Below are 19,895 nucleotides of genomic sequence, written 5' to 3'. Positions count from 1 at the left end.
AGGCTCAGGCGTTGACGCGCTCGTCGATGCGGTCGGCTTCGAAACAGAACACCACCGTCATCGAGGCGGTCGAGGTGCTCAGGTACGCGTGCAGCGAATCGCGTGTGCGGCACAGCTCCTCGACCGACGCCAGGGTGCCGATCTTCATGCAGTCGTTTTCGCCGACAGCGCCGTCCAGGCCGATCGAGGCCAGCGCCTTGGCCGGCGAAGCGGTGAAGCGGTTGCGGAAGTCGTCGTTGCCGATCAGGTGGTCCAGCAGGGTGCTGGCGTCTTCGGCGGAAAGGCGGGGATGGGTGCTCATGGGGATCTTCCGTAGGTGGAATGTCTCGTATCGGCCGCGACAGCCTGCCATTGAGGGCCATGGCGCGTTCATCGCTAAAGTTGGCCGCGCTGCGGTCGCTGCTGCTATGCCGGTTGTGCGGCAGAAGGAAGGAAACCCATGCGCCTGCGCCGCTGCGCCAGCCTGATGTTCGAACCCCGCGAGTCGGTCACCCTGGACCTGCGCGCGATGCTGGCCGGCCACGCCGAGATGGACAGCCAGATCAGCTGGGTGGCCCTGGCCGCCCATCTGGACCAGCCACTGCCGGTGGATGCCGAGGAGCGCCAGCTGCTGGGCGAACTCAGCGCGCACCGCTGGAGCGAGCCACCGGCCGATGCCTCCCCGGCGATGCTGGCGCGCCTGGTTGAACAGGGCCTGCTGCTGACCGACCCGCCCAGCGAGGTGGGGCACCAGATGCGTGATGAGGCGCTGCGGCGCAGCCAGTGGTGGCCGCTGGCCGCACTGGCCCATCGCCACGCGCGTTGGCAGGCCGTGGACAGCGTGGAGGACATGCGCCGGCAGGGGCTGGACACGGCCGCCGGCCTGCGCCAGCGCCTGGGGCCGCCGCCGCCGGTGGTGCAGCCGATGCAGGGCGATTACCAGCCGCTGCCGCGCAGCGACGAAGCCGCGTTCGACGCACTGCTGGCGCGGCGCACCACCTGCCGCAACTTCGACCCGCAGCGCGCGTTGCCGCTGCCGCTGCTGGCCCAGGTGCTGCAGCGCACGCTGATGGCGCACGCGGTGCAGAAGGTCGAGCGCGATACCGAGTTCCTGAAGAAGAACGTACCCTCCGGCGGTGGCCTGCATCCCACCGAGGGCTTCCTGCTGGTGCAGAACGTGGAGGGGCTGGCACCGGGCCTGTACCACTACCATCCCGTGCAGCACGCCGTGCTGCCCCTGCCTTCACCGCCGCCGCCGTCGCTGCCTGCGCTGGCGCGACGGATGCTGTCCGGGCAGGAGTGGTTTGCCGATGCACCGGCGCTGCTGGTGCTGGCACCGCGCTATGACCGCTGCTTCTGGAAGTACCGCAACCATGCCAAGGCGCACCGTGCGGTGACGCTGGATGTCGGCCATATCTCGCAGCTGCTGTACCTGTGCGCGACCGAGCGCGGGCTGGCCGCGTTCGTGACTGCGGCCATCAACGATGCCGATGTCGATCGCGCGTTCGGCTTCGATGGCATCGGCCAGAGCGCGATGGCCATCTGTGGCCTGGGCTGGCGCAGCGCCACGCTGGACACGGCGGAATTCGATCCCGCCGGACGCGTGTTGGCGGGCGACGACCGCTGAGCGGTCGCCGCCCCGGCGATCACGCCGCTTCGAAGTCCACCAGCACCGCGCCGTCGCCGACCTGGTCGCCGGCCTTGGCGCGGTAGCCCTTCACCGTGCCATCGGCCGGGGCCTGCAGGGTGTGTTCCATCTTCATCGCTTCCAGCACCACCAGCGGCGTTCCGCGCTTGACCTGGGTGCCGGCCGCGACCAGCGTGGCCACGATCCTGCCCGGCATCGGCGCCAGCAGGCTGCCGGCATCGGCCGCAGCGTGGTCCGATTCGCCCACCGGGTCATGCAGGGTGAAGCGGTGCTGGCCATCGGCACCGAACAGATACAGTTGGTCACCTTCGCGCAGCGCCTGCAACGACCAGCGTCGGCCCTCCAGCTGCACGGTCATGCCCCGCGCATCGGCGGTGCCGGTCACCTGCACCGGCGCCGCGTCATCGCACTGCACGCGCCAGCCATCGGCCTGCGCCCACACCTTCAGCGTGTGCCGGCGCTCACCCTGCTGCAGCGGCAGTACGCGTGGCGCCGAAGCACCCAGGCGCCAGCCGTCCTGCGCCTGCCACGGCGAATGCGGGTCGCGCGCATCGCAGCTGGCGCCTGCGGTGCAGGTCACGGCGGCCACCGCCGCCAGCATCCACAGCGCATCGCCGGTATCGCCCACGTGACCCAGCGCCGCCTGTTCGCGTTCGATCAGCGCGGTATCCAGCCTGGCGTTCGCGAACGAATCGGTGTTCACCAGCCGGCGCAGGAAGCCGGCATTGGTGGTCACGCCCACCACCTGGCAGTCGGCCAGGGCCTGGCTCATGCGGCGCAGCGCGGCATCGCGGTCCACGTCCCAGACGATCAGCTTGGCGATCATCGGGTCGTAGAACGGGGTGATGCTGTCGCCTTCCTCCACGCCGGTATCCACACGCACGTTCGCCGAGGGTGTCGGCAGGCGCAGGCGGCGCAGAGTGCCGGTGGACGGCAGGAAGCCCCGGTCCGCATCTTCGGCATACAGGCGCGCTTCGATGGCATGGCCGTGGATCGCCAGCTGTTCCTGGCGCAGCGGCAGCGGCTGGCCAGCGGCCACGCGCAGCTGCCATTCCACCAGGTCGGTGCCGGTGATGTACTCGGTCACCGGGTGTTCCACCTGCAGGCGGGTGTTCATTTCCATGAAGTAGAAGTCGCCGTCCGGGCCGGCAATGAACTCCACGGTGCCGGCACCGACGTAGCCCACCGCACGCGCGGCATCCACCGCCGCCTGGCCCATCGCCGCGCGGCGTTCGGCGCTCATGCCCGGCGCCGGGGCTTCTTCCAGCACCTTCTGGTGGCGGCGCTGCACCGAGCAGTCGCGCTCGAACAGGTACACCGCCTCACCGTGGCTGTCGCCGAACACCTGGATCTCGATATGGCGCGGGCGCTCGACGTACTTCTCGACCAGCACGTGATCGTTGCCGAACGCCGAGGCCGCCTCGCGCTGGCAGCTGGCCAGCGCATCGACGAAGTCCTCGCTGCGTTCGACCTTGCGCATGCCCTTGCCACCACCACCGGCGCTGGCCTTGATCAGCACCGGGTAGCCGATGGCATCGGCCTGCGCGCGCAGGAAGGCCGGGTCCTGCTGGTCGCCGTGGTAGCCCGGGGTGAGTGGCACACCGGCCTTGGCCATCAGCGCCTTGGCCGCGCTCTTGTCGCCCATCGCGCGGATCGCGCTGGCCGGCGGGCCGATGAAGGTGACGCCGGCGGCGGCGCAGGCATCGGCGAAGTCGGCGTTCTCGGACAGGAAGCCGTAGCCGGGGTGGATCGCCTGTGCGCCAGTGAGGCGTGCGGCGTCGAGAAGGGCATCGCTGCGCAGGTAGCTTTCGCGTGCGGCGGCCGGGCCGATGTGGATGGCTTCGTCGGCCAGGCGCACGTGGCGCGCGTTGCGGTCGGCATCGGAATACACCGCCACGGTGGCGATGCCGAGGCGGCGGCAGGTCGCGATGACGCGGCAGGCGATCTCGCCACGGTTGGCGATCAGGACTTTGGTGAACATGGCAACGGGCTTCATGGGAGCTTGCTCGGTCATGGCACGGGTTACATGCGGAAAACGCCGAAGCGCGTCTGCTGCGGGGCGGCGTTGAGGCTGGCCGATAGGGCCAGGGCGAGCACGCGACGGGTGTCGACGGGATCGATCACGCCGTCATCCCACAGGCGCGCGCTGGCGTAGTACGGGTGGCCCTGCTGTTCGAACTGGTCGCGGATCGGCGCCTTGAAGGCATCTTCTTCCGCCGCCGGCCACTGCCCGCCCTTGGCTTCGATGCCATCGCGCTTGACCGTGGCCAGCACGCTGGCCGCCTGCTCGCCGCCCATCACGCCGATGCGTGCATTCGGCCACATCCACAGGAAGTTGGGCGAATAGGCGCGGCCGCACATGCCGTAGTTGCCGGCACCGAACGAGCCGCCGATGACCACGGTGAACTTGGGCACCTTGGCGCAGGCCACGGCCATCACCAGCTTGGCCCCGTCCTTGGCGATGCCGCCCTGTTCGTACTTGCGGCCGACCATGAAGCCGGTGATGTTCTGCAGGAACACCAGCGGGATGTTGCGCTGGGTGCACAGCTCGATGAAGTGCGCGCCCTTCAGCGCGGACTCGGAGAACAGGATGCCGTTGTTGGCGATGATGCCGATCGGGTAGCCGTTCAGATGCGCGAAGCCGGTCACCAGCGTGGCGCCGTAGCGCGGCTTGAACTCGTCGAAGCGCGAGCCATCGACCAGCCGCGCGATCACTTCGCGCACATCGTAGGGCTTGCGCGTATCGGCCGGGATCACGCCGTACAGGTCGTGCGCCGGCAGCAGCGGTTCTTCACTGGCCTGCACCGCCATCGCCGGTTCCGGCTTGCGCCAGTTCAACTGCGCGATGATCGCGCGCACCCGGGCCAGTGCCTGCAGATCGTTGTCGGCCATGTGGTCGGCCACGCCGGAAATGCGCGTATGCACGTCGGCACCACCCAGCTCCTCGGCGGTCACCACTTCGCCAGTGGCCGCCTTCACCAGCGGCGGGCCGCCCAGGAAGATCGTGCCCTGTTCGCGCACGATCACCGTCTCATCGCTCATCGCCGGCACATAGGCGCCACCGGCGGTGCAGCTGCCCATCACGCAGGCGATCTGCGGGATGCCCTGCGCCGACAGGTTGGCCTGGTTGTAGAAGATGCGGCCGAAATGGTCGCGGTCGGGGAACACCTCGTCCTGCAGCGGCAGGAAGGCGCCACCGGAATCGACCAGGTAGATGCACGGCAGGTGGTTCTGCTCGGCGATCTCCTGCGCGCGCAGGTGCTTCTTCACCGTCATCGGGTAGTAGGTGCCGCCCTTGACCGTGGCGTCGTTGGCCACGATCACGCATTCCACGCCACTGACCCGGCCGATGCCGGCCACTACGCCCGCGGCGGGCACGGCGTCTTCGTACATGCCATGCGCGGCCAGCGGCGCGATTTCCAGGAAGGCACTGCCCGGGTCGAGCAGGGCATCGATGCGGTCGCGCACCAGCAGCTTGCCGCGGGCGGTGTGCTTGGCACGCGCGGCCTCGTTGCCACCCAGCGCGGTGCGGGCGAGGGTGGCATGCAGGTCATCGACCACGGCCTGCATGGCCGTGCGGTTGGCTTCAAACGTTTCGCTGCCTGGTTGCAGCTGGCTGTTCAGGACGGTCATCGCGGTGGCCTTACAGGGTGCGCTGGAACAGTTCGCGGCCGATCAGCATGCGGCGGATCTCCGAGGTGCCGGCGCCGATTTCATACAGCTTGGCGTCGCGCCACAAGCGGCCGGTCGGGTACTCGTTGATGTAGCCGTTGCCGCCCAGGATCTGGATCGCCTGGCCGGTCAGCCAGGTAGCCTTCTCGGCGGCGTACAGGATGGCACCGGCCGCGTCCTGGCGGGTGGTACGGCCCTGGTCGCAGGCGCGCGCCACGGCATAGACATAGGCGCGGCAGGCGCCCAGGCCCACGTACATGTCGGCGATCTTGGCCTGGATCAGCTGGAAGCTGCCGATCGGCTCGCCGAACTGGTGGCGCTCGTGCACGTACGGCATCACCACGTCCATGGCCGCGGCCATCAGGCCCAGCGGGCCACCGGAAAGGACCACGCGCTCGTAGTCCAGGCCGGACATCAGCACGCGCACGCCGCCACCGACCTGGCCCAGCACGTTCTCTTCGGGAATCTCGCAGTCCTGGAACACCAGCTCGCAGGTGGGCGAGGAGCGCATGCCCAGCTTGTCCAGCTTCTGCGCGGTGGAGAAGCCCTTCATGCCCTTCTCGACCAGGAACGCGGTGATGCCCTTGGCACCGGCCTCGATGTCGGTCTTGGCATAGACCACCAGCACGTCGGCGTCCGGGCCGTTGGTGATCCACATCTTGTTGCCGTTGAGCACGTAGCGGTCGCCACGCTTGTCGGCGCGCAGCTTCATCGACACCACGTCCGAACCGGCACCCGGCTCGCTCATCGCCAGCGCGCCGACCAGGCTGCCGTTGCACAGGCCGGGCAGGAAGCGCTGCTTCTGTTCTTCGCTGCCGTTCTTGCGCAGCTGGTTCACGCACAGGTTGGAGTGCGCGCCGTAGGACAGGCCGATGCCGCCAGAGGCGCGCGAGATTTCTTCCATCGCCACCACGTGGGCCAGGTAGCCCATGCCGGTGCCGCCGTATTCTTCTTCCACGGTCAGGCCCAGCAGGCCCTGTTCGCCCAGCTTCGGCCATAGTGCCAACGGGAACTGGTTGGTTGCATCGGCCTCGGCGGCCAGCGGCGCGACCTCGGCGGCGGCAAAATGGGCCACGCTCTGGCGCAGCAGGTCGATATCTTCGCCAAGATCGAAGTTCAGGGATGGCACGTGCATTGCGGTGGCTCCACGGCGGGACTGCAGGGAATGGACGCACCCGGCGGGGGAGCGGGCGACGGCCGGCAGGGCCGTCACCCGCACGGGCGATGGACCCCAGCGTAACGGGGTTCGGGAAAGAAGTGAACACAAATTCAAAAATTGAAACTAGAATCAAAACATGGCCTACAAACGCTCTGCACTGATGGAAGAACGCCTGGCCGGGGCCCGTGAACGGATCCTGCTGGCCACCCGCGAGCTGGTCGCCGCAGGCGGCTGGCGCAACGCCCCGGTAACCGCCGTGGCGACCCAGGCGGGGGTGTCCACCGGGTTGATCTACCGGCACTTCCCGTCCAAGGCCGACCTGTTCGTGGAGGTGCTCAACGCCGCCGTGGCCCACGAGGTGGCGATCATGGAGCGCATTGCCAGCGGCCCGGAGGTAGCCAGCGAGCGCCTGCGCCTGGCGATCACCGCCTTCGTCCGCCGCGCCCTGGCCGGGCCGGGGCTGGCCCATGCCTTCATCGTCGAGCCGGTCGACCCGGACGTGGAAGCCGAGCGCATGCGCGGCCGCCGCGCCTTTGGTGACGTGTTCCTGCGCCTGGTGGAAGAGGGCGTGGCAGCCGGTGAGCTGCCGGTGCAGGACGCGCACGTGGCCGCCGCCTGCCTGGTCGGCGCCTTCACCGAGGCGATGGTCGGCCCGACCGCACCCAGCCGCGAAGCGCACCGCGACGAGGATGCACTGGTGGATGCGATCTGCAGCTTCTGCCTGCGCGCGATCGGCGCCCGGTAATCCGGTAGAGCCGGCCGCTGGCCGGCTTCCGCACGATGTCTCCGGTGAGATGGCGATGCCGGCCACGCATGTTGCGCCGCACCAGCTCTGAAGCCTGTTGTCGCACGCGAAGCGCGTTCTATACTCGGTCCATCACGCAGTCGCTCAGCCGTGGTCCAACGACTATCAGCCAGGGGTAACGAAGAGTGCGGAATTACGATCTGGAGTTCCTGAAACGCTTCTCCATGGTGATCGCGCTGCTGGCGACCATCACCCTCGGCCTCATCCTCCTTGCTGCCTATATCCACACCCGGATCCCGCCGGAGGTGTCGCCGACTGCGGCCAAGCGCACCGAGCAGCGCATTTCGCCCACCGGCGCGGTCTATGCCGGCAGCACCGGCGCCGCCGCGCAGGCAGCGGCCAAGGCTGCCGCGCTGGCCAAGGCCGCCTCGCAGGTCGCCTACGGCGGCACCAAGGACGGCAAGGTCATCTTCGACAACCTCTGCACCGCCTGCCACACCACCGGCGTGGGCATGGCACCGACGCTGGACCACTCGCACTGGGACAAGCGCATCGCGCAGGGCAAGGACACCCTCTACAAGCACGCCATCGAGGGCTACACCGGCCCGGACGGCGGCATCATGCCGCCCAAGGGCGGCAACCCGGCGCTGACCGAGGAACAGATCCACGCCACCGTGGACTGGATGCTGGGTAACCTGAAGTAACCGGTAGTGCCGGCCGCTGGCCGGCAACCGCGCATCGCACGAAGGTCATGGGGTTGCCGGCCAGCGGCCGGCACTACCCAGGCTTTGCCCACCGAGGTCGAAACCCCGCCTGCAAGCGGGGTTTCGCATTTCAGGGTTAGTCTGTGCGCCCTCTTCCCTGGAATCGCCCGTCGATGCGCCGCCGCTCCCTTGCCCTTGCACTGACCCTGCTGCTGCCGGCCAGCGCCTTCGCCCAGGCCCTGCCGCAGGCTGCACCGGCCCCGGCGACGCCTGCCGCGCGCAGCAGCGCCACCGTGGTGCTGACTGCGGCCCCGGCCGACTGGCGTGCGCTGGAGGGACAGCGCGTGCGCATCGCCGCGCCGTTGACCCTGGCCGGCACCGACGGCGTGGAGCGCTTCGGCCAGCTCACCGTGGCCTTCGATGGCCGCCTCTGGCAGCCGACCGAAGTGGCCGCGCCGGGTACCGCCGGCTACGAGCAGGTGATGGCCGACAACCAGCGTCGCCGCCTGCTGTTGGACGATGGCAGCGACGCCCGTGACCCGGCCGCTGTGGCCTACCTGCCCGGCAACCCGGTGCTGCGTACCGGCATGCAGCTGCGCAACGTCGAAGGCATCGTGCGGGTGGATGCGCAGGGTCGACCCAGCCTGCAGGTCGAAGGCGTGCTGAAGCTGCCGGAACTGAAGCGCCCGGCGGTGCCGACGGTGCCGGGCAGCCTGCACGTGGCCGCCTTCAACCTGGAGAACTTCTTCAACGGTGACGGCAAGGGCGGCGGCTTCCCGACCCTGCGCGGTGCGCGCACGCTGGACGAGCACAAGGCGCAGGTGGCCAAGCTGGTGACCACGGTCAACGCGCTCGGTGCCGATGTTGCCGCGTTGATGGAGCTGGAGAACGACGGTTACGGCCCGCAGTCGGCCATCGCCGAACTGGTCGATGCGCTCAACCGCGACCGCGGCGCGCAAGGCGACTGGCGTTTCGTGGATGCCGGCAACGGCCCCGGCGACAACCCGATCCGGGTCGGCATCATCTACCGCGGCACGCGCCTGCAGCCGGTCGGAAAGCCGGCCACGCTGACCGGCGGCCCGTTCGTCGAACACAGCCGCGTGCCGCTGGCGCAGGCGTTCCAGGGCAAGCACGGCGCGCCGTTCGTGGTGGTCGCCAACCACTTCAAGTCGAAGGGCTGCCGCGATGCCGCCGGCGCCGACGCCGACCACAACGACAACCAGGGGTGCTGGAATGCTACCCGCGTGACTTCGGCGCAGCAGCTGCACGCCTGGCTGCAGACCGACCCGACCGGTACCGGTGCCAGGGACGCGGTGCTGCTCGGCGATTTCAATGCCTACGCCATGGAAGACCCGATCCGCACCCTGCATGACCTGGGCTGGCAGGACGCGTTCAAGGTCGCCAGGGTCGAGCACCCCTACAGCTACGTCTACAACGGCTACACCGGCCGCCTCGACCACGCGCTGCTGAACCCGGGCATGGCCAAGCGCCTGCGTGGCGCCGCGGAATGGCACAGCAACGCCGACGAGCAGGACGCCAGCGGCTACCAGGGCCGCAACGTGCAGGGCCCGTGGCGCAGCTCCGACCACGACCCGCTGCTGCTGGGCTTCGACAAATAAGGTTCGCCGGGGTACGCCCGGCGGCTTTCTGTAGAGTCGAGCCATGCTCGACTGCTTCTCCAAGGACAGTCGAGCATGGCTCGACTCTACCGAAGGCAAGGCCGCCCGCGCTCAGCCCCAGGCAATCAACCCGATCGCCAGCACCGCCAGCGCCAGCCCGGCGCGGTTCCACTTCGTGGTGGCCTCGCCGAAGGCGAACACGCCCACCAGCGCACCCAGCACCACCACGCCGATGTTCATGCCGGCGAACACGGTGGCCGGGCTCTGCGGCATCGCCTGGTGCGCATGCACGTAGAACAGGATGTTGCCGCCGTTGAGCAGCCCCAGCAGCGCGCCCGCACCGAGGTTGCGCCAGGCCAGCCGGCTGCGGCCACTGGCATGCCGCCACAGCTGCAGCGCCAGCATCAGCACGAAAGCCACGCTGAAGCTGGCCAGCACTGCCGCCATCGACGGCGTACCCGACAACGCAACCTGCTTGAGCAGCACGTCCACCACCGCGAACCCGGCCCATACGCCCAGCAGCCAGCCCCAGCTACCGGGCGAAGACGCCACCGCCGGGCCGCGTGGACGCAGGCTGATCGCCACCATCGCCAGCAGGCCCAGGCCGAGACCGGCCAGCTTCCACGGCGTGGCGGTCTGGCCGAAGAACAGGAACGCGGCGGCCAATGACAGCAGCAGCGACAAGCGCTGCGCCACATCGCTGCGGACGATGCCGGCCACCGCCACCGCGCGGCCCAGCACCAGGAAGATCGACGGCAGCACCACCGCCAGCGCCAGCAGCGAGAGCCACGGCGCATGCGGCGCGCGCAGTGCATCCAGCGGCGGCTGCAGCACCACGGCGGTGAGCGTTGCCGCCACCAGGTAGTTCCAGGTGACCATCTGCGCGACATCCAGCTGGCGGCGTCCGGCCACCTTCAACAACACCGAAACCAGCACACTGCAGATCACGGCCAGGGACAGGTAGAGCATGGGGCGGGCACAGGGCAGGGGCGAGGGACGGTATCATGTTGCCATGCACAAGCCCTCGTTCCCCGTCGCCCCCGGCGAAACCGCCTGCCTCGAACTGGACGGCCCGGCCGGCCCGCTGGAAGTGGTCGTCGACCTGCCCAAGGCCGACGTGCCGGTGCAGCCGATCGTCGCCATCGTCTGCCATCCGCTGTCCACCGAGGGCGGCACGCTGCACAACAAGGTGGTCACCATGACCGCCAACACCCTGCGCGAGCTGGGCATTACCACGGTGCGCTTCAACTTCCGCAGCGTCGGCGCGTCGGCTGGCGAGTTCGACCACGGCGTGGGCGAGCAGGACGACCTGAAGGCGGTCGCCGCCTGGGTGCGCAGCCAGCGCCCTGATGACCGCCTGTGGTTGGCTGGTTTCAGCTTCGGCGCGTTCGTGTCGCTGAAGGCGACCGCCGAGCTGCAGCCCGAAGCGCTGATCTCGATCGCGCCGCCGGCCGGTCGCTGGGACTTCGGTGGCATCGCACCGCCGGCGCGCTGGCTGGTGATCCAGGGCGAACAGGACGAGATCGTCGACCCGCAGGCGGTCTACCAGTGGCTGGCGTCGCTGGATCTCCCGCACGAACTGGTGCGCATGCCCGAGACCAGCCATTTCTTCCACCGCAAGCTGATCGACCTGCGCGGCGCGCTGACCCACGGCGTCAAGCACTGGTTGGGCGCGGCGGCATGAGCGCAACCGAGCTGACCCCGTCGCAGCGGTACGCCGAAGGGGTCGCCCGTGGTGACTGGCAGAACGACCCGGCCCAGCACGCCGCGCTGGCCGAGCTGGACCGCATCCACCTGGGCCTGGTCGACAGCGCCGAAGACGGCTGGCTGGACCGCCTGTCCTCGTTCTGGAAAAAGCCCGAGCCGGTCAAGGGCCTGTACTTCTGGGGTGGCGTCGGCCGCGGCAAGACCTTCCTGGTCGACCTGTTCTACGACGGGCTGCCGATCAAGCAGAAGTACCGTACCCACTTCCACCGTTTCATGCGCAGCGTGCACGAGCGCCTGCGCGAGCACCAGGGGCAGAGCGATCCGCTGGCGAAGATCGCCCAGGAATGGCGCAGCAACCTGCGCGTGCTGGTGCTGGACGAGTTCTTCGTCACCGACATCGGCGATGCCATGCTGCTGGCGCGGTTGCTGGAACGCCTGTTCGCCGAGGGCGTGACCCTGGTCACCACCTCCAACACGGCGGTGGAGAACCTGTACCTCAACGGCCTGCAGCGCGAGAGCTTCCTGCCGGCCATCGGCCTGCTGCAGCGCTTCTGCGTGGAGCTGTACGCCGAAGGCACCGAGGATTACCGGATGCGCGCGCTGACCCGTTCGCCGGTGTACCGCGCGCCGCTGGCGGCCGACAGCGATGACTGGCTGGCCACGCGCTGGAACGAACTGAGCGGCGGGCAGCCGGCCAAGCCCGGCAACATCGAGATCGAGGGCCGCAAGATCCCGGTGCGCGGCCGCGGCAAGAGCATCGCCTGGTTCGATTTCGCCGCCCTCTGCGAAGGCCCGCGTGGTCCGTCGGACTACATCGAGATCGCGCACGAGTTCAACACCGTGCTGCTGGGCGGCATTCCCGCCTTCGATCGCCTGAACGAAGATGCGGCGCGGCGCTTCGTCAACCTGATCGACGAGCTGTACGACCGCCACGTCAACCTGGTCTGCACCGCCAGCACCTCGCCGATCGAGCTGTACACCGGCCAGCGCCTGCAGGGCGCGTTCGAGCGCACCGCCTCGCGTTTGATTGAAATGCAGAGCGCCGAGTACCTGGGCACCCCGCACCGGGCGTGAAGGGGCCGCTGGTTGTAGAGCCGAGCCCATGCTCGGCTGCTTCAAATATTCCGGTAGAGGTGATTCATGAGCCAGGAAATCGACAAGCACGTTGCGCGAGCCCTCGTTGACCTCGCCATATTTCTCGAGTTTTCGGCGGATGATGTAGTGGATCCCGATGCTGCAATCCAGCGGCTCGAACAACTGGCTTCGACACTGCAGATGATGGACTTGGAGTCCCGATCATCGTTGTGCTCGCAGTTCAGAAGCATCGCAGTGGACTATTCAGATGAGCAGGCAGGCTTTGTGGAAAGCCTGGGCGAAGCGCTGGGGCTGATCGAGAAGTAATCTACTCGTCTCTACAGGCTCAGGATTGTTCGGGTATCCGGGCTGTCTGCCGGCCAGCGGCCGGCACTACCCCGCAGCGCCCCCGGTAGTGCCGGCCGCTGGCCGGCATCCACAGCGCAGCTATCTGCTTGGCACCACCGCATCATCCTGCGGCTGCTCGCGCACGCTGGCCGCCACCTGCACGCCCTCACTGCGCTGGATCAGCCGCAGCGGCTGCCCTTGGTAGCGGACCTCCAGCGCGTCGTGGGCCTCGGCCACGGCGGCCACCAGCGGGCACAGCGCCTGCGCGCGGGCCTCGATGCGCTCGGCGCGGCCTTCCAGCTGCTGTTCCATCTGCGCGTCCAGGCGGTCGGCGCGTTCCTCCATCGCATCGCTGCGACCGGTGAACACCTGCCACAGCACGCTGCGGGCGATGGACGCGGACAGCGACTCGGCCATGTCCTGCACCTTGGCCTCGAAGCCCGGCCCGAACACTGCCTGTTCCCAGTAACCCTTGCCCAGCGTGCCGCCGATCCAGTCATCGGCCTGCCGGCGCAGGCGCCGGACCTTGCGGCTGTTGGCGGTGCCGGTGAGGCTCTCATAGACCCCGTCGAGCACGTCGAAGCTCAGCCCACTCACTTCATGGGCCAGCGCGGTGGCCGCCGGCATCAGCTGCCGCGCCCCGGCCTCCATCTGCCGCAGGCGGGCGGCGTCGGCCTCGCTGACCGGCACGATCGTGTCGTCCAGGCTCAGCACGCCATCGTGGAACACCACCTCGTGCGGCGCCTGCGGGCCATGCCGCAGCCAGATGCCGCCGCTGTCCACCAGCACGTCGTAGTCGGTGCGCATGCCGCACTGGTCCGAGCGCAGCTTCGGGGCGTCGCCGGCCAGCACCGGGGCGCTGGCCAGGCAGGCCAGCAGGGCCAGGGCGGGCAGGGGCAGGCGCATGGTGGAATCCTTTCCGGTCAGTGCAGGGCCCCAGCATCCCGCGCCCGCACGGCACTGTCACCGGCCGGAAGTCACTGCCCGATGGTCATCCAACCGGCCATACCGGCTTTCCCACCGGCTGCCCACCAGCTATCCACAGGGTTGTCCCTAGCCAGTTTCATCACTGTCATGTGAAGCTGTCATTGTTCCGTTTCCGCGCGGCGTTGTACCACCGCGATGACGCGTTTCGGGCTTGACTGCGCAGCCCGATCCGGCAGGTCTGAAGCGTCCCGATGAGGCGCTGATGGCACGATCCTTGCGGCGCAAGGGATTGCCGAATTTCACTACATTTGGCGTTGACGGCCCCCATTACCCCCACTATCTTGTGGCCGTCGGTCGCAGCAACCCCAATTCCAGGGGGTGGCAGCAGCACCCATCCGCGATCGTCAACGGCAGTGGCAGGCGCAGGGTCTCATCCCCTGCGACGCCGTCCTGCCATCCTGGGCTGTCATGTCCCGGGCCGCGTCACCCGATGCATCGAGCACCCCCAATCACGCCAAGAGGACACACGCCGTGAGCACCGAATCCAGCGCCACCATCGAGAAGGAAAGCGAATTCCTGTTGACGTCGCCGCCGACGGCCAACGCGATGAGTGTGACCAAGCGCAACGGGACCACCGAACTGGTGGATCTGAACAAGATCGTGCGCGCGGTGCAGCGTTCCTCCGAAGGCCTGCACGCCGTCGATCCGATGCGCGTGGCCACCCGCACCATTTCCGGCCTGTACAACGGCGCCACCACCCGCGAGCTGGACGAACTGTCCATCCGCACCGCCGCCCTGCTGATCGGTGAAGAGCCCGAGTACGGCCGCCTGGCCGCGCGCCTGCTGGCCAACTACATCGCCAAGGAAGTCTCGGGCCAGGAAATCTACGCCTTCTCGCAGTCGGTCAGCCGTGGCCATGAAGTCGGCCTGATCAACGACCGCCTGCTGAACTTCGTGCAGACCAACGCGCGCAAGCTCAACGATGCCATCGATGGTGCGCTGGACCTGAACTTTGATTACTTCGGCCTGCGCACCCTGTACGACCGCTACCTGCTGCGCCACCCGCACACCCGCAAGGTGATCGAGACCCCGCAGCAGTTCTTCCTGCGCATCGCCAGCGCGCTGAGCGAGGACGTGTCCGAGACCCTGGCGCTGTACAAGCGCATGGGCAACCTGGACTACCTGCCGTCCAGCCCGACCCTGTTCAACTCCGGCACCACCCACGAGCAGCTGTCCTCGTGCTTCCTGCTGGACTCGCCGCAGGACTCGCTGGAGTCGATCTATTCCAAGTACGGCGACATCGCCCAGCTGTCGAAGTTCTCCGGCGGCATCGGCGTCAGCTACACCCGCGTGCGTTCGCGTGGTTCGCTGATCAAGTCGACCAACGGCCACTCCAACGGCATCGTGCCGTGGCTGAAGACCATGGATTCGTCGGTGGCCGCGGTGAACCAGGGCGGCAAGCGCAAGGGTGCGGCCTGCGTCTACCTGGAAACCTGGCACGCCGACGTCGAGGACTTCCTCGAGCTGCGTGACAACACCGGTGACGAAGCCCGCCGTGCGCACAACCTGAACCTGGCCAACTGGGTGCCGGACCTGTTCATGAAGCGCGTCGAGGCCGACCAGGAATGGTCGCTGTTCGATCCGCGCGTGGTGCCGGAGTTCACCGACCTGTTCGGCGAAGCCTTCGAGCAGGCCTACCTGCAGGCCGAAGCGCAGGGCAAGGCCAACCGCACCATCTCCGCGCGCAAGCTCTACGCCCGCATGATGCGTACGCTGGCCGAGACCGGTAACGGCTGGATGACCTTCAAGGACAAGTGCAACCGCGCCAGCAACCAGACCCTGCGTCCGGGCAACGTGATCCACCTGTCCAACCTGTGCACCGAAATCCTGGAAGTCACTTCCAACGATGAGACCGCCGTGTGCAACCTGGGTTCGATCAACCTGGGCAACCACTTCGACGAGCACAACGAGTTCGACTTCGAGAAGCTGGCCGAGACCGTGCGCCTGGCCGTGCGCCAGCTCGACCGCGTCATCGACCTGAACTTCTACCCGATCGAAACCGCCCGCCGCGCCAACCTGCGCTGGCGTCCGGTCGGCCTGGGCTGCATGGGCCTGCAGGACGTGTTCTTCCGCAAGCGCCTGCCGTTCGACAGCGCCGAAGCCCGCGCCCTGTCGAAGAAGATCGCCGAAGCGATCTACTTCCACGCGCTGGAAACCTCCTGCGAGCTGGCCCAGGAACGTGGCAAGCACCCGTCGTTCAACGACACCCGTGCCGCCAGCGGCGAACTGCAGTTCGACGCCTGGAACGTGGTGCCGGAAGACACCGCGCGCTGGGATGCCCTGCGTGAGCGCATCAAGGAACACGGCCTGCGCAACTCGCTGATGATCGCGATCGCACCGACCGCGACCATCGCCTCGATCGCCGGCTGCTACGAGTGCGTCGAGCCGCAGGTGTCCAACCTGTTCAAGCGCGAAACCCTGTCCGGTGACTTCCTGCAGGTCAACCGCTACCTGGTGAACGAGCTGAAGAAGCTGGGCCTGTGGACCGCCGACATGCGCGATGCGATCAAGCTGGCCGAAGGCTCCATCGCCGGCGTGGCGCAGATTCCGGAGACGCTGCGCGAGGTCTACCGCACCGCGTGGGAACTGCCGATGCGTTCGCTGATCGACATGGCCGCCGAGCGTGGCGCCTTCATCGACCAGTCGGCCTCGCTCAACCTGTTCATGGAAAGCCCGAACATCGGCGCGATGTCCTCCATGTACATGTACGCCTGGAAGCAGGGCATCAAGACCACCTACTACCTGCGTTCGCGCCCGGCCACCAAGATCGCCAAGACCACGGTGAGCAGCGCGGCCCCGGCCAAGGTGTTCAGCCCGGACGAAGCCATCGCCTGCTCGCTGGAAAACCCGGAAGCCTGCGAGGCCTGCCAGTAAGAGCGGCACCGCCGCGCGGTAGTGCCGGCCGCTGGCCGGCAACCCCGGCCAATGATCATCACCCACGGTAGCGCCGGGCCATGCCCGGCGGCTCACCCAGGAATTCAAGGAAACACCCATGGCCGACAAGCCCAAGCAGATGCTGCTCGATCCCGGTTTTGAACTGACCCTGCGCCCGATGCGCTACCCGCAGTTCTATGACATGTACCGGAACGCGATCAAGAACACCTGGACGGTGGAAGAGATCAACTTCCAGATCGACATCACCGACCTGCACAGCAAGATGTCGCCGGGTGAGCGCCACCTGATCCACCGCCTGGTCGCGTTCTTCGCCACCGGCGATTCGATCGTGTCCAACAACCTGGTGCTGAACCTGTACCAGCACCTCAATGCGCCGGAAGCGCGCATGTACCTGTCGCGCCAGCTGTATGAAGAAGCGCTGCACGTGCAGTTCTACCTGACCCTGCTCGACAACTACCTGCCGGACCCGGAAGAGCGCGTCAAAGCCTTCGCCGCGGTGGAGAACATCGACTCGATCAAGAAGAAGGCCGATTTCTGCTTCAAGTGGATCGATTCGATCCAGGACCTGACGCGCATCGAGACCCGCGCCGAGCGCCGCCAGTTCCTGCTCAACCAGATCTGCTTCGCTGCGTGCATCGAAGGCCTGTTCTTCTTCGCCGCCTTCGCCTACGTGTACTACTTCCGTTCGCGCGGCCTGCTGCCGGGCCTGGCGTCGGGCACCAACTGGGTGTTCCGCGACGAGAGCGCGCACATGGAATTCGCGTTCGAGTCGGTGCGCGTGGTGCGCGAGGAGGAGCCGGACCTGTTCGACGATGAAATGAAGCAGCAGGTCTATGACATGCTGGCCGAAGCCATCGAGTGCGAAGTGCAGTTCGCCGAGGACGTGCTGTCCGGCGGCGTGGCCGGCATTTCGACCCGCGACATGCGCCAGTACCTGCAGCACTGCGCCGACCAGCACTTCGCCAAGCTGGGCATGGAAAAGAAGTACAACGTGCGCAACCCGCTGCCGTTCATGGAACTGCAGGACGTGCAGGAGCTGACCAACTTCTTCGAACGCCGCGTCTCGGCCTACCAGGTCGGCGTGCAGGGTGAAGTCGCCTTCGACATGAACTTCTGATCGAACCGGTCAGGCCTGTCGTAACGGAAACCCCGGCCAACGCCGGGGTTTTTTGTGGTTGCCACGCTCGCCGCTCTTCGTGGAGTCGAGCTTGCTCGACTGCCGTGCTCTTGTAGAGTCGAGCCATGCTCGACTGCTGTTCGCGAGGATCAGTCGAGCAAGCTCGACTCTACATTCAGCGCCGCCCCTCCACCGCCATACGCACCGCCAGCCCCGCCAGCACCGTGCCCATCAGCCAGCGCTGCACCGCCTGCCAGGTCGGGCGCGCGGCCAGGAAGCCGGCGATGCTGCCGGCCATCACCGCGATCACCGCGTTGACGCTCACGCTGACCGCAATCTGGGTGAAGCCCAGCACCAGCGACTGCACCAGCACGCTGCCGTGGCCTTCCGGGTGCAGGAACTGCGGCAGCAGGGACAGGTACATCACCGCGATCTTCGGGTTCAACAGGTTGGTCAGAAAGCCCATCGCGAACAGCCTTCGTGGACCGTCCGGCGGCAGGTCGCGCACCGCGAACGGCGAGCGGCCGCCAGGCTTGAGCGCCTGCCAGGCCAGGTACAGCAGGTAGAGCGCGCCCCCGATGCGCAGCGCGTCATAGGCCAGCGGCACGGTCATCAGCAGGGCGGTGATGCCCAGCGCTGCGCACAGCATGTAGAACACGAAGCCCAGCGCCACCCCGCCCAGCGAGATCAGGCCGGCGCGTCGACCCTGGCAGATCGATCGCGAGACCAGGTAGATCATGTTCGGCCCGGGCGTGAGCACCATGCCCAGCGAGATGAGGGCGAAGGCCAGCAGATCGGAGGTCGCAGGCATGGGCGGTCCTGGCAGGGGGCGTGGCGCAGTGTAGCGCCGCCTGCACGGGGCCTGGCTTAAAATCGCGGCACCCCACAGCGAAGCACCGCCATGACCCCGATCCCCGAGACCGTGCCGCCCACCGAAGTGCGCATGGCCGAAATCGTCTTCCCCAACCACACCAACCATCTGGGCACCCTGTTCGGTGGCCAGGCGCTGGCGTGGATGGACAAGGCCGCCTTCCTGGCCGCCGCCCGCTACTCGCGCCGCACCGTGGTGACCGCGCGCAGCGACCAGGTCGACTTCAAGCTGCCGATCCGCATCGGCCAGATGGTGGAGACCATCGGCCGCATCGTCGAAGTCGGCCGCAGCTCGATGAAGGTCGAGGTCGAACTGGTGGCCGAAGACCTGCACAGCGGCGAGCGCAAGCTGTGCACGCGCGGCCACTTCGTGATGATCGCGCTGGACGAGGAAGGCCACCCGATCGCGGTGCCGCCGCTGCCGGTGGCCTGAGCCCGCCGGCTGAATCGGCGCTTGCGGGGGCGCATGCGCACCCCCATCTGGCAGCCATGACCCTGCCGCTGACCGACTTCATCGACCGCGCCCAGCGCCTGTTCGTGCTGACCGGCGCCGGTTGCAGCACCGCCTCGGGCATTCCCGATTACCGCGATAGCGACGGCCAGTGGAAACGCACGCCGCCGGTGACCTACCAGGCCTTCATGGGCGAGGCAGCCACCCGCCAGCGCTACTGGGCACGCAGCCTGCTGGGCTGGCCGCGCTTCGGCCTGGCCCGGCCCAATGGCACCCACCAGGCACTGGCCGCGCTGGAAAGCCGCGGCAAGCTGCAGGTGCTGCTGACCCAGAACGTGGATGGCCTGCACCAGCGCGCCGGCAGCCAGAATGTGATCGACCTGCACGGCCGGCTGGATCTGGTGCGCTGCATGGGCTGCGAGCGCCGCAGCGGGCGCGAGGCTTTCCAGCAGCGCCTGCTGGATGCCAATCCGGGCTGGGACGCGCTGGAGGCCGGCATCGCGCCCGATGGCGACGCCGACCTGGAAACGGATTTCTCCGCCTTCGTGGTGCCGGACTGCCCGCACTGTGGCGGCCTGCTGAAGCCGGACGTGGTGTTCTTCGGCGAAAACGTGCCGCGCGAGCGCGTGGCCGCCGTGCACGAGCACCTGCAGCAGGCCGATGCGGTGCTGGTGGTCGGCTCGTCGCTGATGGTCTATTCCGGCTTCCGCTTCGTGCAGGCTGCGGCCAGGGCGGGGTTGCCGGTGGCGGCGCTGAACCGTGGCCGCACCCGCGCCGACGACCTGCTGCAGTTCAAGGACGGGCGCGACTGCGCCGAGGCGCTGGCCGCGTGGGCTTCGCCCTGAGCCGAGCCCACGCTCGGCTGCGCGCCCACCGCGAAACAGCGATCCATCCAGACGGTTGATTCGCAGGCCGTGCGG

Annotated in this window: 18 protein-coding genes; 11 read left to right on the top strand and 7 right to left on the bottom strand. The window is 67.9% G+C overall.

Annotation, left to right across the window (positions count from 1 at the left end; genetic code table 11):
- Window positions 1-4: 4 nt before the first annotated feature.
- Window positions 5-301, bottom strand: a complete 297-nt coding sequence (locus N5C18_RS04455; RefSeq protein WP_053448498.1) for an NHLP-related RiPP peptide — start codon at window positions 299-301, stop codon at window positions 5-7.
- A 138-nt stretch (window positions 302-439) separates the two neighbouring features.
- Between N5C18_RS04455 and N5C18_RS04450 the strand changes: the two genes are divergently transcribed.
- Window positions 440-1,606 (top strand): putative peptide maturation dehydrogenase, encoded by a 1,167-nt coding sequence (locus N5C18_RS04450; protein ID WP_279943920.1) that lies wholly within the window; start codon window positions 440-442, stop codon window positions 1,604-1,606.
- A gap of 19 nt (window positions 1,607-1,625) precedes the next feature.
- Here the strand turns inward: N5C18_RS04450 and N5C18_RS04445 are convergent, their stop codons facing one another.
- From N5C18_RS04445 to N5C18_RS04435, 3 genes are read right to left on the bottom strand one after another with little or no spacing between them, the layout of a single operon-like run.
- Window positions 1,626-3,608, bottom strand: a complete 1,983-nt coding sequence (locus N5C18_RS04445; RefSeq protein WP_279943919.1) for an acetyl/propionyl/methylcrotonyl-CoA carboxylase subunit alpha — start codon at window positions 3,606-3,608, stop codon at window positions 1,626-1,628.
- A 41-nt stretch (window positions 3,609-3,649) separates the two neighbouring features.
- Window positions 3,650-5,260, bottom strand: a complete 1,611-nt coding sequence (locus tag N5C18_RS04440) for a carboxyl transferase domain-containing protein (protein WP_279943918.1) — start codon at window positions 5,258-5,260, stop codon at window positions 3,650-3,652.
- A gap of 10 nt (window positions 5,261-5,270) precedes the next feature.
- Window positions 5,271-6,434, bottom strand: a complete 1,164-nt coding sequence (locus N5C18_RS04435) for an isovaleryl-CoA dehydrogenase (RefSeq protein ID WP_164087813.1) — start codon at window positions 6,432-6,434, stop codon at window positions 5,271-5,273.
- 160 nt (window positions 6,435-6,594) lie between these two features.
- Between N5C18_RS04435 and N5C18_RS04430 the strand changes: the two genes are divergently transcribed.
- The 3 genes from N5C18_RS04430 (at window position 6,595) to N5C18_RS04420 (ending at window position 9,526) form a co-directional block, all read left to right on the top strand.
- Window positions 6,595-7,203 (top strand): TetR/AcrR family transcriptional regulator, encoded by a 609-nt coding sequence (locus N5C18_RS04430; protein WP_008266880.1) that lies wholly within the window; start codon window positions 6,595-6,597, stop codon window positions 7,201-7,203.
- Between the two features lie 185 nt (window positions 7,204-7,388).
- Window positions 7,389-7,907, top strand: a complete 519-nt coding sequence (locus N5C18_RS04425) for a c-type cytochrome (RefSeq protein WP_005407662.1) — start codon at window positions 7,389-7,391, stop codon at window positions 7,905-7,907.
- Between the two features lie 173 nt (window positions 7,908-8,080).
- Window positions 8,081-9,526, top strand: coding sequence for an ExeM/NucH family extracellular endonuclease (locus N5C18_RS04420; protein ID WP_279943917.1), 1,446 nt, complete (start codon window positions 8,081-8,083; stop codon window positions 9,524-9,526).
- Between the two features lie 111 nt (window positions 9,527-9,637).
- Here N5C18_RS04420 and N5C18_RS04415 read toward each other — a convergent pair whose 3' ends face one another.
- Entirely contained in the window at window positions 9,638-10,495 is an 858-nt protein-coding gene (locus N5C18_RS04415; protein ID WP_279943916.1) for an EamA family transporter, read from the bottom strand.
- Window positions 10,496-10,538: 43 nt separating this feature from the next.
- Here N5C18_RS04415 and N5C18_RS04410 point away from each other — a divergent pair, with 43 nt between their 5' ends.
- The 3 genes from N5C18_RS04410 to N5C18_RS04400 all read left to right on the top strand — a co-directional run bounded on the left by N5C18_RS04410 (window position 10,539) and on the right by N5C18_RS04400 (window position 12,634).
- Window positions 10,539-11,210: a CocE/NonD family hydrolase gene (locus N5C18_RS04410; RefSeq protein ID WP_053448505.1), complete on the top strand. Its 672-nt coding sequence runs from the start codon at window positions 10,539-10,541 to the stop codon at window positions 11,208-11,210.
- On the top strand, window positions 11,207-12,307 hold the full coding sequence (gene zapE, locus N5C18_RS04405; RefSeq protein WP_004153673.1) for a cell division protein ZapE: 1,101 nt from the start codon (window positions 11,207-11,209) through the stop codon (window positions 12,305-12,307). Before N5C18_RS04410 ends, zapE begins: the two co-directional genes overlap by 4 nt.
- A 66-nt stretch (window positions 12,308-12,373) precedes the next feature.
- A complete protein-coding gene (locus N5C18_RS04400) occupies window positions 12,374-12,634 on the top strand; it encodes a hypothetical protein (RefSeq protein ID WP_053511174.1) in 261 nt (86 codons plus the stop codon).
- A gap of 120 nt (window positions 12,635-12,754) precedes the next feature.
- On the opposite strand, the gene N5C18_RS04395 is transcribed toward N5C18_RS04400, so the two are convergent.
- Window positions 12,755-13,561: a DUF2884 family protein gene (locus tag N5C18_RS04395; RefSeq protein ID WP_274511699.1), complete on the bottom strand. Its 807-nt coding sequence runs from the start codon at window positions 13,559-13,561 to the stop codon at window positions 12,755-12,757.
- A gap of 552 nt (window positions 13,562-14,113) precedes the next feature.
- Between N5C18_RS04395 and N5C18_RS04390 the strand changes: the two genes are divergently transcribed.
- Together N5C18_RS04390 and N5C18_RS04385 are read left to right on the top strand one after the other, a co-directional pair.
- The gene (locus N5C18_RS04390) at window positions 14,114-16,516 is read left to right on the top strand and encodes a ribonucleoside-diphosphate reductase subunit alpha (protein WP_180878694.1); all 2,403 of its coding nucleotides are present in this window, start codon (window positions 14,114-14,116) and stop codon (window positions 16,514-16,516) included.
- 118 nt (window positions 16,517-16,634) lie between these two features.
- Window positions 16,635-17,654: a ribonucleotide-diphosphate reductase subunit beta gene (locus N5C18_RS04385; protein WP_164240620.1), complete on the top strand. Its 1,020-nt coding sequence runs from the start codon at window positions 16,635-16,637 to the stop codon at window positions 17,652-17,654.
- Between the two features lie 175 nt (window positions 17,655-17,829).
- Here the strand turns inward: N5C18_RS04385 and N5C18_RS04380 are convergent, their stop codons facing one another.
- The gene (locus tag N5C18_RS04380; RefSeq protein ID WP_053448509.1) at window positions 17,830-18,465 is read right to left on the bottom strand and encodes a LysE family translocator; all 636 of its coding nucleotides are present in this window, start codon (window positions 18,463-18,465) and stop codon (window positions 17,830-17,832) included.
- 90 nt (window positions 18,466-18,555) lie between these two features.
- Here N5C18_RS04380 and N5C18_RS04375 point away from each other — a divergent pair, with 90 nt between their 5' ends.
- Together N5C18_RS04375 and N5C18_RS04370 are read left to right on the top strand one after the other, a co-directional pair.
- Entirely contained in the window at window positions 18,556-18,957 is a 402-nt protein-coding gene (locus N5C18_RS04375) for an acyl-CoA thioesterase (RefSeq protein WP_049435481.1), read from the top strand.
- A 56-nt stretch (window positions 18,958-19,013) separates the two neighbouring features.
- A complete protein-coding gene (locus N5C18_RS04370; RefSeq protein ID WP_180878693.1) occupies window positions 19,014-19,820 on the top strand; it encodes an NAD-dependent protein deacetylase in 807 nt (268 codons plus the stop codon).
- Window positions 19,821-19,895: the final 75 nt, after the last annotated feature.

Origin of the sequence: Stenotrophomonas sp. GD03930, assembly GCF_029839665.1 — a bacterium.
GTDB lineage: Bacteria > Pseudomonadota > Gammaproteobacteria > Xanthomonadales > Xanthomonadaceae > Stenotrophomonas > Stenotrophomonas forensis.
Note: the sequence above shows the minus strand (reverse complement) of the source record. Positions and strands in the feature narration are given on the sequence as shown.